The sequence below is a fragment of the Planococcus daihaiensis genome, from assembly GCF_049262615.1.
Lineage (GTDB): Bacteria > Bacillota > Bacilli > Bacillales_A > Planococcaceae > Planococcus.
Genome location: NZ_CP175504.1, coordinates 2,977,721 through 2,991,305, shown reverse-complemented (window position 1 = coordinate 2,991,305; position 13,585 = coordinate 2,977,721). Strand labels below are relative to the sequence as shown.

Here is a 13,585-nt window from a genome sequence, read left to right as displayed (position 1 = left end):
ACTTTATTTTCATTTCTTGATTATTGAAAGGTTTTTTAAATGATATTCCGCAAAACAACCAAAAAACCGCCAGCAAAATTTGCCGGCGGTTTTCTCCATTACATGATGAACAGATAGACAATCCCCACGACCACAAAAAGGATGCAGCAGACGAAAAGGATTTTGATGAGATTTTCCAAATTGCACAACTCCTATGAAATACTTGCACCGATTACAAACGACAACCCGACAGAAATAGTCAGTGAAATAAAACCGACCGAACGGTTATCCTTTTCGATTTCTTCGTCCACTTTGAACTTCGGCGTCAGGAATTCGAAAAGAATATAAGCGAATATCAAAAGACCAAAGCCGAACACACCCCAGCCGATCATCTCCGGCAACGAGTTATGCTGTTCGATCGAATACCGAAAGATATTGGTGACGCCAAAAATCTTGCCGCCTGTCGCCATCGCTACGGACAGATTTCCTTTTTTGATTTCTTCCCAGTTCTTATACTTGGTGATCACTTCAAACATCACCATAGCCACGACCAAACACAAGACGGTCACACTGAAATAACCTGCTGTCTCTACTAGTGGATGTGTCCAAAATCCGTTCTCTAACATTGCTCAATCTCCCCTATACCTTCTACTTCAACTCTGCTACGGTAACTCCGGAACCGCCTTCTCCGGCTTCGCCGAAGCGATAGCTTTTGACGCGCGGATGTTTTTTTAAATATTGCTGGACGCCCTGGCGAAGTGCGCCCGTCCCTTTTCCATGGATAATGGAAACTTGATGGTAATTCGATAATAACGCATCATCGATATACTTTTCAACACGCGATAATGCTTCTTCGTAGCGTTCTCCTCTCAAGTCGAGTTCCAGCTTCACATAGCTGTCGCGGTCTTTGAGGGTGGCCATCGTGCGCGTTTCTTTTTCTTTTTCCGGTTTTGTATAGGACAGATCCGATTCCGGAAGCTTCATCTTCAGGATGCCGATCTGCACAATCCATTCCTTATCAGAAACCTTTTCGACCAGCGTGCCTTTTTGGCCAAATGAAATCACTTTCACTTCGTCGTTGGCTTTCAACTTCACTTCACGCTGTTTGTCTTTCTCCGCTCGTTTCAGGATGCGGTTTTCAGGTGCCGCTCCTTCGAGCCGTTTTTTCGCCTCAATCAATTGATGTTCTTTGATGGAGCCTTGCTGGTTGAGCTGCATCTTGCGCAGGTCAGAAATAACCGCTTCCGCTTCCACTCGAGCCTGGTCTACAATTTTGCGCGCTTTTTCCCGCGCCTTTTCTTCCATCTGCTCTTTTTTCTGTTCATATTGCTTCAATTGCAAAGCCAATTCTTCTTTTAATTTTTCCGATTCCTTCAGCACTTCGTTCGAGCGTTCGGCGTCCTGTTCTGAATCACGCCGGCTCTTCTCGAGTGACGCGATCATCGAATCGACCTGGCGGCTGTCTGTCCCCGTAAAGCTCTGGGCATGCGTAATGATATGTTCCGGCAAACCTAGGCGTTTTGAAATTTCGAACGCGTTGCTTCGACCCGGCACCCCAATCAGCAGACGATACGTGGGACTCAATGTTTCCACGTTAAATTCAACGCTGGCATTGGCGACACCCGGACGGTTATAGCCGTAAGCTTTCAGTTCCGGATAATGAGTGGTCGCAATAACGCGCGCCCCTCTGCCGTGCACTTCGTCGAGCAGGGAAATCGCCAGCGCTGCACCTTCCTGCGGATCCGTCCCGGCACCCAGTTCATCAAAAATGACGAGTGAGTTTTCATCAAACTTCGTCAGGATGTCGACGATGTTGACCATATGGGACGAAAACGTGCTGAGGCTTTGTTCGATCGACTGTTCATCGCCGATATCCGCGAAAATCTGGTTGAACACTGCCAGTTCCGAACCGTCGAGCGCTGGAACCGGCAGACCGGCCTGCGCCATCAATGTACAGAGGCCGACCGTTTTTAACGTCACGGTCTTGCCTCCTGTATTCGGTCCGGTAATGACGATGGCTGTGATGTCACGGCCGAATTCAATGTCATTCGCCACCACTTCATCTTTTGGAATCAACGGATGGCGCGCTTTTTTCAAATTGATGTAGCCTTCCGTATTCATGGCAGGTTTCGAGCATTTATTGGCTGAACCGTATTTCGCTTTGGCAAAAATCATGTCGATTTCACCGAGCACTTCGACCATCACGAAAATATCATGCGCCACTTCCTGCACCTGGGCAGACAGCACCTGAAGAATCCGGTCGATTTCTTCTTTTTCCTTCATCTTCAATCGGCGCACTTCGTTGTTGGCCTGAACGACCGCATCCGGTTCGATGAACAGCGTCTGGCCGGAAGACGACTGGTCGTGGATGATGCCGCCGTAATGGCTGCGGTATTCCTGTTTAACGGGAATCACGAAACGGTCGTTGCGGATCGTCACAATGGCATCCGACAGCATTTTCGATGCATTCTTGCCGCGCACCAGGCTCTCGAGTTTTTCACGCACCCGGCTTTCCTGGGAACGCAATTGTTGGCGGATGCTGCGCAATGCCGTGCTCGCAGAATCCAGGACGCCCCCATTATCATCGATGCAGGCGTTGATATCGTGCTCCAGCTGCGTCAAAATCGGCATCGATTCCTTTTTCTCAAGAAATAAAGGAATTTGAATATCTTCTTCTTCACGAATCGTTTCAAAGAACTGGCGCAGAATCCGGCTGGCACGGATGGTCGATGACACTTCCATCAATTCCACCGGGCTTAGCGAGCCGCCGATCTGTGCACGCCGTGCATGCATGCGGACATCAAAGATGCCACCCATCGGCACGTTGTTTTTGACGCGCAGCACTTGTGCCGCTTCGTCCATTTCCGAAAGCAACCTTTCGACTTCCGTGATTTCTATAGAAGGAACAAGTTTATCTATATGTGTTTTACCGAGTGACGAGGTGCAGTACCGCGCCACGTCATCCCGGATTTTGTAAAATTCGAGTGTCTTTAATGCGCGTTCCGCGATCATTCGCGACACCTCCTATTTTTTCAGGTATGCTTTCAATTTTTCAAGCGGCCACGTATTGACCACATTATCCTTCTTCAGCCACGCTTTTTGGGCGTGGCGCACCCCGATTGCCATCACTTCCAATTGTTCGATGGCGTGGGCGTCGGTGTTGATTGCCACCGGCACCCCTTTTTCCTGCGCCATTTCGAGAAATTCAACAGCGAGGTCAAGGCGGTACGGGCTGGCGTTGAGTTCGACGATTTTGCCGTATTCTTTTGCCCAGTCCAACAGCTGTTCAACATCCGGATCGTAGCCGCCGCGCTGGCCGACGATTCGGCCGGTCGGATGCGCAATCATATGGACATACGGATTTTTCATCGCAGTCAAAATGCGCTCCATGATTTTCTCCTGCGGCTGCTGGAAGCTGGAGTGGATGCTGGCGATGACAAAATCCAATTGTTTCAATACCTCATCATCGAAATCGAGTGAGGCATCCGGCAGGATATCCATCTCGGTACCCGAAAGGATTTCGATATCCTTGATTTCTTTATTCAGTTCACGAATCTCTTTATTCTGTGCCAATAAACGCTCTGGCGTCAATCCATTTGCCACTTTCAGGTATTGCGAATGATCCGTGATGACCATGTATTCGTAAGATTTGCTGCGGCAGGCATCGATCATTTCCTTCAATGAATGCGCACCGTCCGATGAAGTGGTATGCATATGAAGATCGCCTTTGATGTCCTCTATCGTTACCAGTTCCGGCAATTCTTCGATGCGATCCGTCTCACGGCCGTCCTCGCGCACAGACGGCGGGATAAACGGCAAACCGAAATGCTGAAAGAACTCTTCTTCAGATTGGAAGGTTTGAATGGAGCCATCTTCCTGTTCGACGCCATATTCGCTGATTTTCTTATGTTGTGATTTCGCCAATTGGCGCATCTTCACGTTATGGTCTTTCGAACCCGTGAAATGGTGCAGCGCAGTGACGAATTCTTCCGGTGCCACCAGGCGGAAATCGATATCGATCATGTCCTGGAATTCAACGGTGACAGACACTTTCGTCGTTCCTGAAGCGATTGTTCCCTCCACCGGAAGCGCTGCCAAAAGCAGTTCTTTCACTTTGGCAGGTTCAGCCGTCGCGACAATAAAGTCCAGATCCTTACTTGTTTCTTTCGTACGGCGATAACTGCCGGCCACTGAAAATTCACTGACCTCTTTGATGTTTTCCAGTATTTCGTTGATCGTCGCCACGGCTTCTTCCGTTTTCCAGATCGGGTGACGGCCGGGTTTCGAGTCAAACTCCATCAATTCCTGCAGAATTTTATCTTCTGATTTCGGTCCGAAGCCTGGCAGTTTCTGTATGTTGTGATCGATGCAGGCCTGTTTCAAGGCTTCAGCCGAATCAATGCCGAGCTCTTTATACAGTTTGGCGATTTTTTTGCCGCCAAGCCCCTGCAGTTTCATCAACGGAATGAGCCCTTTCGGCACTTCTTCCTGCAATTCCTCAAGAACCGAAGACTTGCCGGTGTCCATCAGCTCGGTGATGACGTCGCCTGTCCCTTTGCCGATGCCTTTCAATTTCGTGACATCGTCCATTTCTGCCAGTGACCGCGGATCAAGCTCAAGGGCCTGTGCCGCTTTGCGGAAGGCAGATACTTTGAAGGGGTTTTCCCCTTTCAACTCCATATATAATGCTATTTTTTCAAGTGTTCTGATGATGATTTTTTTATTCATCGAGAGACCTCCTGTTATTGAAATCATTTTTAGTTTTAAGTTGAATTAATAAACTACTAGATATTCCGCAAAACAGCTTCGCTTGGCCCCCTGGGCGTCTGCGCTGTTTTGCTCCATATCTTTAGAGATTTCTCTGAGCGCCAAAGCGTTATTAAAAGATTTTTTTAATTCAACTAATACCCCAAAACTCCAAAAAAACTTCTCCCGCAAAGAGAGAAGTCAGTGCTTACATATAAATATACCACCATTCTTTCACTTTCTCAGAGAAATAAGGCGTGTTTTCCAGGATTGACTGCGCAATTCCTGAGTTCTCAAGCTGGTTTTGGATGACGTCCATCGGCAGTAATGCGAAAACGTAAATGAAGAAGAACAACAACACTAACATTTCGATAAAGCCAAGGATGGCTCCAAGAATTTTGCTGAGGAATCCGAGCACCGGCAAATATTTCAGGAAGTCGAACATCGATGCGATGAGCTGCAAGCCGAATTTTACGACAAAGAAAATGAGTGCAAACGCGAATAATTGATAGAAAGTCTGATCAAGATCCAATTGCTCGATGGCGATCGTGAACCTGGACTCATCAGTCACCGCCGGATATGGGATCCACAGGACGAAGTACTCGGATAATGGTTTATAATAGAGATATGCCACGACGAGCGCGACAATGAACCCTACCATATGTATTAATTGGACGATCAGTCCACGCTTGGCTCCGACAAAGATGCCGGCAATCAGCAACAGAAATAAAATTATATCTAACATGCACTTCAGCCCTTCAGTTTTTTCAATTCAGTTTCCAATTGTTCTATGCGCTCTTTCAGTTTAAGATTATCATGTACTGCATTTACAGCCGTGAGGACTGCAAGGCGCGCACTGTCGAGAGATGGATTCATTGCATGAATCTCACGCATCTTCTCGTCCACTGTAGATGCCACTAAACGCATGTGGCCAGAGGTTTCAGTGCCAACCATCTTGTAAGTATGGCCATAGATCTCTACTGATGTGCGAATTTTTTGCTGATCCGACAATGTTCCATCCCCCTATCAATTATGCAGAGGCATAATTTAAATCAAAAATTAGTTTCTACTTAAATTTATTGCTGTACATAATCATACCATGAACACAAGCCGCTTGTGAATCATTAGAAAGGAGACCTTCCATGTCGAACGTCGTATTAAAACTCCCAGAGGAAAGTCTCCTCCAGATCATTAATCATTATAACAATAAAAAAACGGCGGCCAAAGCGCAATATGTCCGCTTCACCGCAAAGCTGCCGGACACAGTCGTAACCGTCTACAATTCCGGAAAAGTCATGTTCCAGGGTGCTGGCGCCGAGCGCGAAGCAAACAGATGGGGTCAGGCAGACAGCTCAGCCGTAAAAGTTTCCGGTGCTAAAGGAGACACGCTGCCGGACAATTTTGCGAAGCTCTCCGTCCTCGGCTCTGACGAAACCGGCACCGGTGATTTTTTCGGACCGATAACCGTCGCCGCCTGTTTTGTGCCGGCGGATGGAGTCGAGCTCGCCCACGAACTCGGCGTCAAGGATTCCAAATTGCTGAATGACGACTACATGCGCAAGATTGCGCCGGATCTTCGAGAAGCATTTCTCCACAGTGTCCTAACGTTGAAAAACGAAAAATACAATAAGGTGCAGGCACAGGGCTGGTCCCAAGGGAAAATCAAAGCCCTCCTCCACAACCAGGCGTTGAAACATGTACTCGCAAAAATGGAGCCGGTGAAGCCGGATGCCATTCTGATCGACCAGTTTGCCGAACGCGGCATCTATTATAAGCATATTAAAGATGAAGAAGAAATTGTACGTGAGAATGTGCTGTTTTCCACAAAAGCGGAAGGTCTTCACGTTTCCGTTGCGTGCGCATCGATTATTGCACGAGTCGCTTTCCTGGAAGAGATGGACCGGATGAGTGCGGAAGCAGGTGTGACGCTGCCAAAAGGTGCCGGAAAGATTGTGGATGAGGTGGCGGCGAAGATTATTTTGAGGCGTGGCGAGGAGTATTTGGGTAAGGTGACGAAGAGGCATTTTGCTAATACTGGGAAGGCTAGGGTGTTGGCTGGGAAAAGGAAATATTAGTGGGATATTATCTTATTGCAGATATAAAAAAGCTTGAGACTTAAATTAGCCTCAAGCTTTTTTAATGATAATATGGATTTAGTTCATCATTTGTTTCCCAACGATACTCATTGGGCTCAGTATTTGGCCAATCTGGAAGATTACCGCATTTATCTTGAAAGTTTATATTGTTTCTATAAATATTTGTTAAATCTTTGTTAGTACCTATATAGGTATTTCCTGCTACATATAAATCTGCATTAGTATGTAAATCTATCACTCCTCCAAAATAAGCGTTTCCTAAAACGATGATTGATGATTGAGTATTAAAATAAAGGTTTCCTGTTACAGTCATGTTTCCTCTTACGTAAATACATGAATGGTTCTGTGAATGAATAGTTCCTCCCACATATAAATCTTTATTAATGGTTAAATATTCTCCTTTACCAGATCCAAACTGAAGGGTTTGCCCCCTATCTTTTTTGTCAGAATGAGTGTCTGTAGGTGATGTATTAATTACCAAAGTGTTAAATTCTAGATTTTCGTCTCTAATTACAAATGGTCCATCCATTTTGGTATATCCTGCATCTTCATCGTCGTCTGAATCATTGTTTTCAGGTATCTCTGGTTCTAAGGGAACTTCGTTGTCAACTTCCATCACAGGGGGTCTCATTTCGATACTTCCATCAACAATTTTTTCAACTCCATTAGTCGATTCTCCTGTGCTTTGCAATGAAATTTTAATTTCTCCAGTAGCATTTTCGGAACAGCCATCAATAACTCGATCGCTTATCGTGTATTCTCCATTATCTCCCATTATTTTCGGCAGTTCAACTTCTTTTATCTGTTGACATAGTTCCGTTCGGCTCCTTGCGAGTGCAGCGTCTTTTTTTTCTCCAGTTGATCGTGTGAATTTATACTCTTCGACTTTCTTTTTTACTTCAGCCTGATAATGCAGTAAGCCCATCTCCGCCTGATGTCTCGCCTGCACCTGCTCTTCCTTATTATTAAACTGCTTCGAAGCATTAATATTCATTGCCAGCAAGCCCATGCCCAGAGTAGTGAATAGGAGCACAAGCATGATGACCATCAAAAGGGCATAGCCACTTTCGTTTTTCGTGTTCTTCATTCCACTTCCTCCTAGCGCAGTTTACTGAATGTAGTTTCTATTTCAAACGTTCCACCATCATCTTTTATAATCAAGTGGAATTTTTCGTTTTCAGTAGGATCAATCTCATTACTTGAATTAATTTCATATCCATAGCGATCTGATATTATTTCTTCAACTCCATCATCTCTTTTGATGGAAATTGAATTATCCGTAGCAGTGATTATTAACATATCCATATTTTCCTCGAGGTATTTTGCTCTGATAGCTTCTACTATGTAATTAGCTTCCTGCTGCAATTGCTGCTTAGAAGTAGTTCGATCAGCTGAAGAAGTACCAGTCATTAATACCGAAGCGATTACGACAGTTATAATTCCGACAATGCCTAGGGCTGCTATAAGTTCAACAAGAGTTATTCCTTTTTCATTTTTCATATTTCTACCTCATAATACATTTCAGTTTCGAATTCAGGGTCATTTATCCCTCTGCCATCGAGTGATTTAACAATTACTTTGACTTTTTTTAATCCCTCTGCAGGTCCATCCATCTCAAATAAAAGTATGTTGTAATCGTCATTATAGTCACCTATACTCTCGCAGCTGGAAAAAACAAAGGCTCTATTTTCAATATCTACGGCAGAACAAATTTCCCCCACTGGGAGATTTGAATCTTCACCTTCTCTTAATTGCCCCACCACATCCTCCGCCACCTGCACCGCCGTCAGCGTCTCATGATTATGCGCAGTGAATTTCGCCGATTGGGTAAAGAATGACATGAAAGCGACCAGCACAATGCTTAAGAGAACGAGTGCTGCTAAAATTTCGACTAATGTAAGGCCTTTATTGTTATTCAAATGTTTTTTCAATTGAATCACCCGTTCTTCCAGTTTACGAAAAGCAAATTATTTTACTTAATTTTACAGAGAATCCCTTATAATAGATTAATTTTACCATACGATATTTTAAATACTAGTTAGTTTATAATGGTTCACAGTAATTTCATTTATTTTCGCATGAATGCATGGGTATAAGGATGATTCAAATACCTAAATTACCCACTTTTTTTATTATGAAAATCAATCAAAATAAAAACGAAACGGAGCCCAATTGGACTCCGTTTCATTTTATCTGTCTATATTAACTTCTCAATTCCGCACCCGATTCCTGCAATCTTGCCACAACTCGGTCATGCACTGCCGTCACTTCTTCGTCGGTCAGTGTTTTCTCCGGATCGAAATATGTCAGCGAGAATGCCACTGATTTCTTGCCGGGTTCCAGGTTGTCCCCTTCGTAAAGGTCGAATACCCGGACGTCTTTCAATAATTTGCCGCCGGCAGAACGGATCAGTTTCTCGATTGTACCTGCTTCGACGATTTTGGACAGTACAAGCGCAACATCGCGCGTGATTGACGGGTAACGCGGCACTTGCGTGTATTTCAATGGACCTGTTTCTTCTTTGAACAGTTCAGCCAGGCTGAGCTCCATCACGATGGTTGTTTTCAGATCGCGCGCTTTCTGTTCGGTCGGATGCAATTGGCCGATGATGCCGATGCGGTGTCCGTCCAACGTGATATAGGCGGTTCTGCCCGGATGCAAGCCATCCATTTCACCGCGTTCAAATTCGAGCTTCACACCCATTTTATCAGAGAGGCCTTCAACGATGCCTTTCAGGACAAAGAAGTCGACCGCTTTCTTTTCCCCCTGCCAGCTGTTGTCGAGCCACAAGCCGGTCATCGCCACTGCGACATGTTCTTCTTCATTGAGCAATTCATCGTGCCCTTTCAGGAACACTGAACCGGTTTCGTATAACGCGACGGAATCCGTGCGCCTTGCCGTATTATAGGAAACGGATTCCAATAAATGCGGCAGAATGCTCTGGCGCAGCGTGCTGCGTTCTTCGCTCATCGGCATCAATAAACGCGTCAATTCGGTGTGTTTCATTGCAAATTGAGTGGCTGATTTCTGGGATGTCAGCGAATAAGTCGTCGCCTGCAGCAAACCAGCGCCTTCCAGGTAATTGCGGACGATGCGGCGTTTCAATTGATACGGCGATAAGCCGCCTGGAGTTGTTGCCGTTTCCGGCAGTGTCGATGGAATTTCGTCATAGCCGTAAAGACGCGCAATTTCTTCTACAACATCCTCTGCGATCTGGATGTCCTGGCGCCGTGTCGGCACCGAAATCATCAATTGATTGTTCATCGCCTCTGTTTTGAATTGCAGGCGGTTCAAGATATCGAGCATATCGTCCAAACGGATCTTCATGCCAAGACGGCTGTTAATGAAATCCGGAGACACGTTGACAATCTTTTCTTCACGCTTCAACTGATCAAAGATGACCGATCCGGCAAGCACTTCGCCGCCTGCAATTTCCGACAGCAATTGTGCAGCACGTTCTGCAGCAGGAATGACGCGGTTCGGGTCAACGCCTTTTTCATAGCGTGAACTGGCATCGCTGCGCAGGTTATGCTCTTTCGATGTCTGGCGGATTGAGCCCGATGCGAAATAAGCGGATTCGATGACGATCGTTGTCGTGTCTTTGCTTACTTCCGAGTTCGCGCCACCCATGACGCCTGCAAGCGCTACTGGTTTTTCGCCATTTGTGATCACGAGGTTGTTCAATGACAGCTTCCGTTCTGTGCCATCAAGTGTCGTAATTTTTTCATCCCGTTTGGCGTGGCGAACGGTGATGTTGCCGGTTTCCAATAGATCATAATCGAAAGCATGGAGCGGCTGGCCGTATTCCATCAGGACATAATTCGTGATATCGACCACGTTATTATGCGGGCGGACGCCGGATGCCATCAATCGTTGCTGCAGCCACATCGGAGATTCCTTCACTTCGATATTGCGCACAACTTTAGCGACATACAACGGATTGGCTTCCGGCGAATCAATATGCAAGGTCAGCATGGATGATGCTTTGTCTTCCACTTCTGTATAAGTGATTTCCGGCAGTTTGACTTCTTCTTCCAAAATCGCGCCGACTTCATAAGCCACGCCGAGCATGCTCATGGCGTCTGCACGGTTTGGCGTCAGGCCAAGTTCCAGAACGGTATCATCCAGATCGAAATTGGTGATGACGTCGGATCCGACTTCCGCATTTTCAGGCAGGACATAAATCCCTTCCGCATAAGCTTTTGGAACCAGCTTGCCTTCAATGCCAAGTTCCTGCAATGAACAGATCATGCCGTTCGATTCTTCGCCGCGCAGTTTCGCTTTTTTGATTTTCATGCCGCCGGGAAGTGTTGCTCCCGGTCGGGCGACGATGACGTGTTGGCCAGCCGCGATATTTGGTGCACCACAGATGATCTGGTCGACCGTTTCGCCGACATTGACCTGGCAGATGGACAATTTATCCGCTTCCGGATGTTTTTCGCATGATTCCACATAGCCCACGACGATATTCGAAAGTCCTTCTGAACGGTCGATGACGGCGTCCACTTCGATGCCAGAACGCGTAATCCGTTCGCCAAGCTCAGCCGGCGGCAAATCCTGTGTATTTACATATTCTTTCAACCATTTTATCGATACTAACATTTGATTTCCTCCTTAAACTTCCGTGCGTTCGAATTGGGATAAAAAGCGGACGTCATTCGTGTAGAAATGACGGATGTCTTCGATTCCGTATTTCAACATCGCAATACGTTCCGGTCCCATGCCGAATGCGAATCCGGTCAGGCGTTTTGAATCATAGCCGGCCATTTCAAGCACATTCGGATGCACCATGCCCGCTCCAAGAATTTCAATCCACCCTGTTTTTTTGCAGACATTGCAGCCTTCGCCGCCACATTTGAAGCAGGAAATATCCATCTCGACGGATGGCTCCGTGAACGGGAAGAAACTTGGGCGCAGACGGATTTCGCGGTCGTCGCCGAACATTTTCTTGGCGAATACCGACAGCGTCCCTTTCAGGTCGCTCATGCGGATATCTTCACCGATGACCAATCCTTCGATTTGCGTGAACTGGTGCGAATGCGTCGCGTCATCATTATCGCGACGATACACTTTGCCCGGGCAGATGATTTTGATCGGCTCTCCGCCTTTCGCTTCCATCGTCCGCGCCTGTACTGGTGAAGTATGCGTGCGCAGCAGGATGTCTTCTGAGATATAGAACGAATCCTGCATGTCGCGCGCCGGATGGCCTTTCGGCAAATTCAGTGCTTCGAAATTATAATAATCCTTTTCCACTTCCGGACCTTCTTCAACTTCATAGCCCATGGAAATGAATAAATCCTCGATTTCTTCCACGACACGCGTTAACGGATGCGCGTTGCCCGTTTTCGCCGGACGCCCCGGAAGTGTGATGTCGATTGTTTCACTCTGCAGTTTTTCATTAATCGCCTGCTCTTCGAGAATCGCCATGCGTTCTTCAAGTTGCGCTGTCACTTCTTCTCTGACGACGTTGACCAGTGCGCCCATTTTCGGACGTTCTTCTGCCGGCAATTTGCCCATGCCTTTGAGCAAATCCGTAATCGGTCCTTTTTTGCCCAGGTACGCCACGCGCACCGTGTTCAATTCTTTGACGTTTGTTGCGGCGGCGATTTGTTCCAGCGCCTGTGTTTTCAATTCATTCAATTGTGCTTCCATCTTTTCTCCTCCTCTTAAACATAGAAAAGCCCCGTCCCAGAAAAGGGACGAGGCATTGATCGCGGTACCACCCTAGTTATTGCACATAAGCAATCACTCATTTACGTAACGGCTCTTCACCGGCCCACCTTTACAGCCATATCAGCTGGTCCCGGCGGCAGCTCGCGGGGTGAACTTCCGAAACGTCTGCATATCCGCGCTTTCAGTCTGGGCGCAAATTTCCTGTTGATGCAAATGGGTTCCGTACTTTTCCCGGTCGATGCTTTTGTTTTTATTTACCTGTTAATTATACGAAAGTTCCTCGGTTTTATCAACTTTAGTTCTTGGAAACGAGGCTGTACAATAAAATCCCAGTCGCCACTGCAACATTTAAGGATTCCGCGCTGCCGTAAAGAGGCACCATCAGGTTCTGTTTCGTCAGCTGCAATAATTCCGGGGAAACACCGCTTCCTTCGTTGCCGACGATCAGCGCGAATTTGTCCTGCGTTTGGGCTTCATGAACCGGGACTGCGTTCTGCAGCGCCGTGCCGAACACCGGAATTTCTGCTGTGTGCATTCGCTGAACCCATTCCGCAAGTTCTCCCTTAACTACAGGAATCTGAAAATGCGAGCCTTGAGCCGACCGCACCGTTTTCGGATTGAACGGATCGGCGCAGCCTTTTCCGAGAATAACGGCATCGATTCCGGCAGCTGAAGCTGTCCGGATCATCGTGCCGATGTTGCCCGGATCCTGCACGGCGTCGATCAATAGGAGACGCGTCCAGTCCTGCTGATCCTGTTCGGTGAATTCCGGCTGCGCGCAATGCGCAAAAATTCCCTGCGAATGCTCCGTCTCTGAAATTTCCTTGGCCACTGCGGCGGTCACCGAATAATGAGGCACCCCTTCAATATCCCAACCCTCCGGAATATCCACGCCTTCGCGGACGATCAGTCCTTTGACGAGCTCTTTCTTTTTCAGGGATTCTTCCGTCAAATGAAAGCCTTCCACCAGAAACTCCGAAAATTTATCGCGTTCCTTGCGCGTCGTGCCAAGTTTTTTCCAATGTTTCACCAATGAGTTTTGAATAGATTCAATTCGTTTCATAATTGCTCACGCCTTTAAGTCAGAATAG

The 13,585-nt window shown here is 46.8% G+C and carries 12 protein-coding genes and 1 other annotated feature; of the genes, 1 reads left to right on the top strand and 11 read right to left on the bottom strand.

Going from position 1 to position 13,585, the window contains the following annotated elements; translation table 11 throughout:
• Window positions 1-191: 191 nt before the first annotated feature.
• The 5 genes from DHX103_RS14885 to zapA form a co-directional block, all read right to left on the bottom strand.
• Entirely contained in the window at window positions 192-605 is a 414-nt protein-coding gene (locus DHX103_RS14885; RefSeq protein ID WP_422123005.1) for a DUF350 domain-containing protein, read from the bottom strand.
• A 22-nt stretch (window positions 606-627) separates the two neighbouring features.
• Complete coding sequence (locus DHX103_RS14880) at window positions 628-2,991, bottom strand: endonuclease MutS2 (protein ID WP_422123004.1); 2,364 nt, start codon at window positions 2,989-2,991, stop codon at window positions 628-630.
• A 12-nt stretch (window positions 2,992-3,003) separates the two neighbouring features.
• Window positions 3,004-4,707, bottom strand: a complete 1,704-nt coding sequence (polX, locus tag DHX103_RS14875; protein WP_422123003.1) for a DNA polymerase/3'-5' exonuclease PolX — start codon at window positions 4,705-4,707, stop codon at window positions 3,004-3,006.
• A gap of 226 nt (window positions 4,708-4,933) precedes the next feature.
• Window positions 4,934-5,470: a CvpA family protein gene (locus DHX103_RS14870; RefSeq protein WP_422123002.1), complete on the bottom strand. Its 537-nt coding sequence runs from the start codon at window positions 5,468-5,470 to the stop codon at window positions 4,934-4,936.
• A 5-nt stretch (window positions 5,471-5,475) separates the two neighbouring features.
• A complete protein-coding gene (gene zapA, locus DHX103_RS14865; RefSeq protein WP_422124794.1) occupies window positions 5,476-5,679 on the bottom strand; it encodes a cell division protein ZapA in 204 nt (67 codons plus the stop codon).
• A 188-nt stretch (window positions 5,680-5,867) separates the two neighbouring features.
• Between zapA and rnhC the strand changes: the two genes are divergently transcribed.
• Window positions 5,868-6,800 (top strand): ribonuclease HIII, encoded by a 933-nt coding sequence (rnhC, locus tag DHX103_RS14860; RefSeq protein WP_422123001.1) that lies wholly within the window; start codon window positions 5,868-5,870, stop codon window positions 6,798-6,800.
• Window positions 6,801-6,861: 61 nt separating this feature from the next.
• On the opposite strand, the gene DHX103_RS14855 is transcribed toward rnhC, so the two are convergent.
• The 6 genes from DHX103_RS14855 to DHX103_RS14830 all read right to left on the bottom strand — a co-directional run bounded on the left by DHX103_RS14855 (window position 6,862) and on the right by DHX103_RS14830 (window position 13,557).
• A complete protein-coding gene (locus tag DHX103_RS14855; RefSeq protein WP_422123000.1) occupies window positions 6,862-7,908 on the bottom strand; it encodes a hypothetical protein in 1,047 nt (348 codons plus the stop codon).
• Between the two features lie 11 nt (window positions 7,909-7,919).
• Window positions 7,920-8,321: a type II secretion system protein gene (locus DHX103_RS14850; RefSeq protein ID WP_422122999.1), complete on the bottom strand. Its 402-nt coding sequence runs from the start codon at window positions 8,319-8,321 to the stop codon at window positions 7,920-7,922.
• A complete protein-coding gene (locus DHX103_RS14845) occupies window positions 8,318-8,761 on the bottom strand; it encodes a type IV pilus modification PilV family protein (protein ID WP_422122998.1) in 444 nt (147 codons plus the stop codon). Before DHX103_RS14845 ends, DHX103_RS14850 begins: the two co-directional genes overlap by 4 nt.
• A 262-nt stretch (window positions 8,762-9,023) precedes the next feature.
• Window positions 9,024-11,423 (bottom strand): phenylalanine--tRNA ligase subunit beta, encoded by a 2,400-nt coding sequence (pheT, locus tag DHX103_RS14840; protein ID WP_422122997.1) that lies wholly within the window; start codon window positions 11,421-11,423, stop codon window positions 9,024-9,026.
• Between the two features lie 12 nt (window positions 11,424-11,435).
• The gene (pheS, locus tag DHX103_RS14835) at window positions 11,436-12,473 is read right to left on the bottom strand and encodes a phenylalanine--tRNA ligase subunit alpha (protein ID WP_422122996.1); all 1,038 of its coding nucleotides are present in this window, start codon (window positions 12,471-12,473) and stop codon (window positions 11,436-11,438) included.
• 40 nt (window positions 12,474-12,513) lie between these two features.
• Window positions 12,514-12,742, bottom strand: a binding site (T-box leader).
• Window positions 12,743-12,789: 47 nt separating this feature from the next.
• A complete protein-coding gene (locus tag DHX103_RS14830) occupies window positions 12,790-13,557 on the bottom strand; it encodes a TrmH family RNA methyltransferase (protein WP_422122995.1) in 768 nt (255 codons plus the stop codon).
• Window positions 13,558-13,585: the final 28 nt, after the last annotated feature.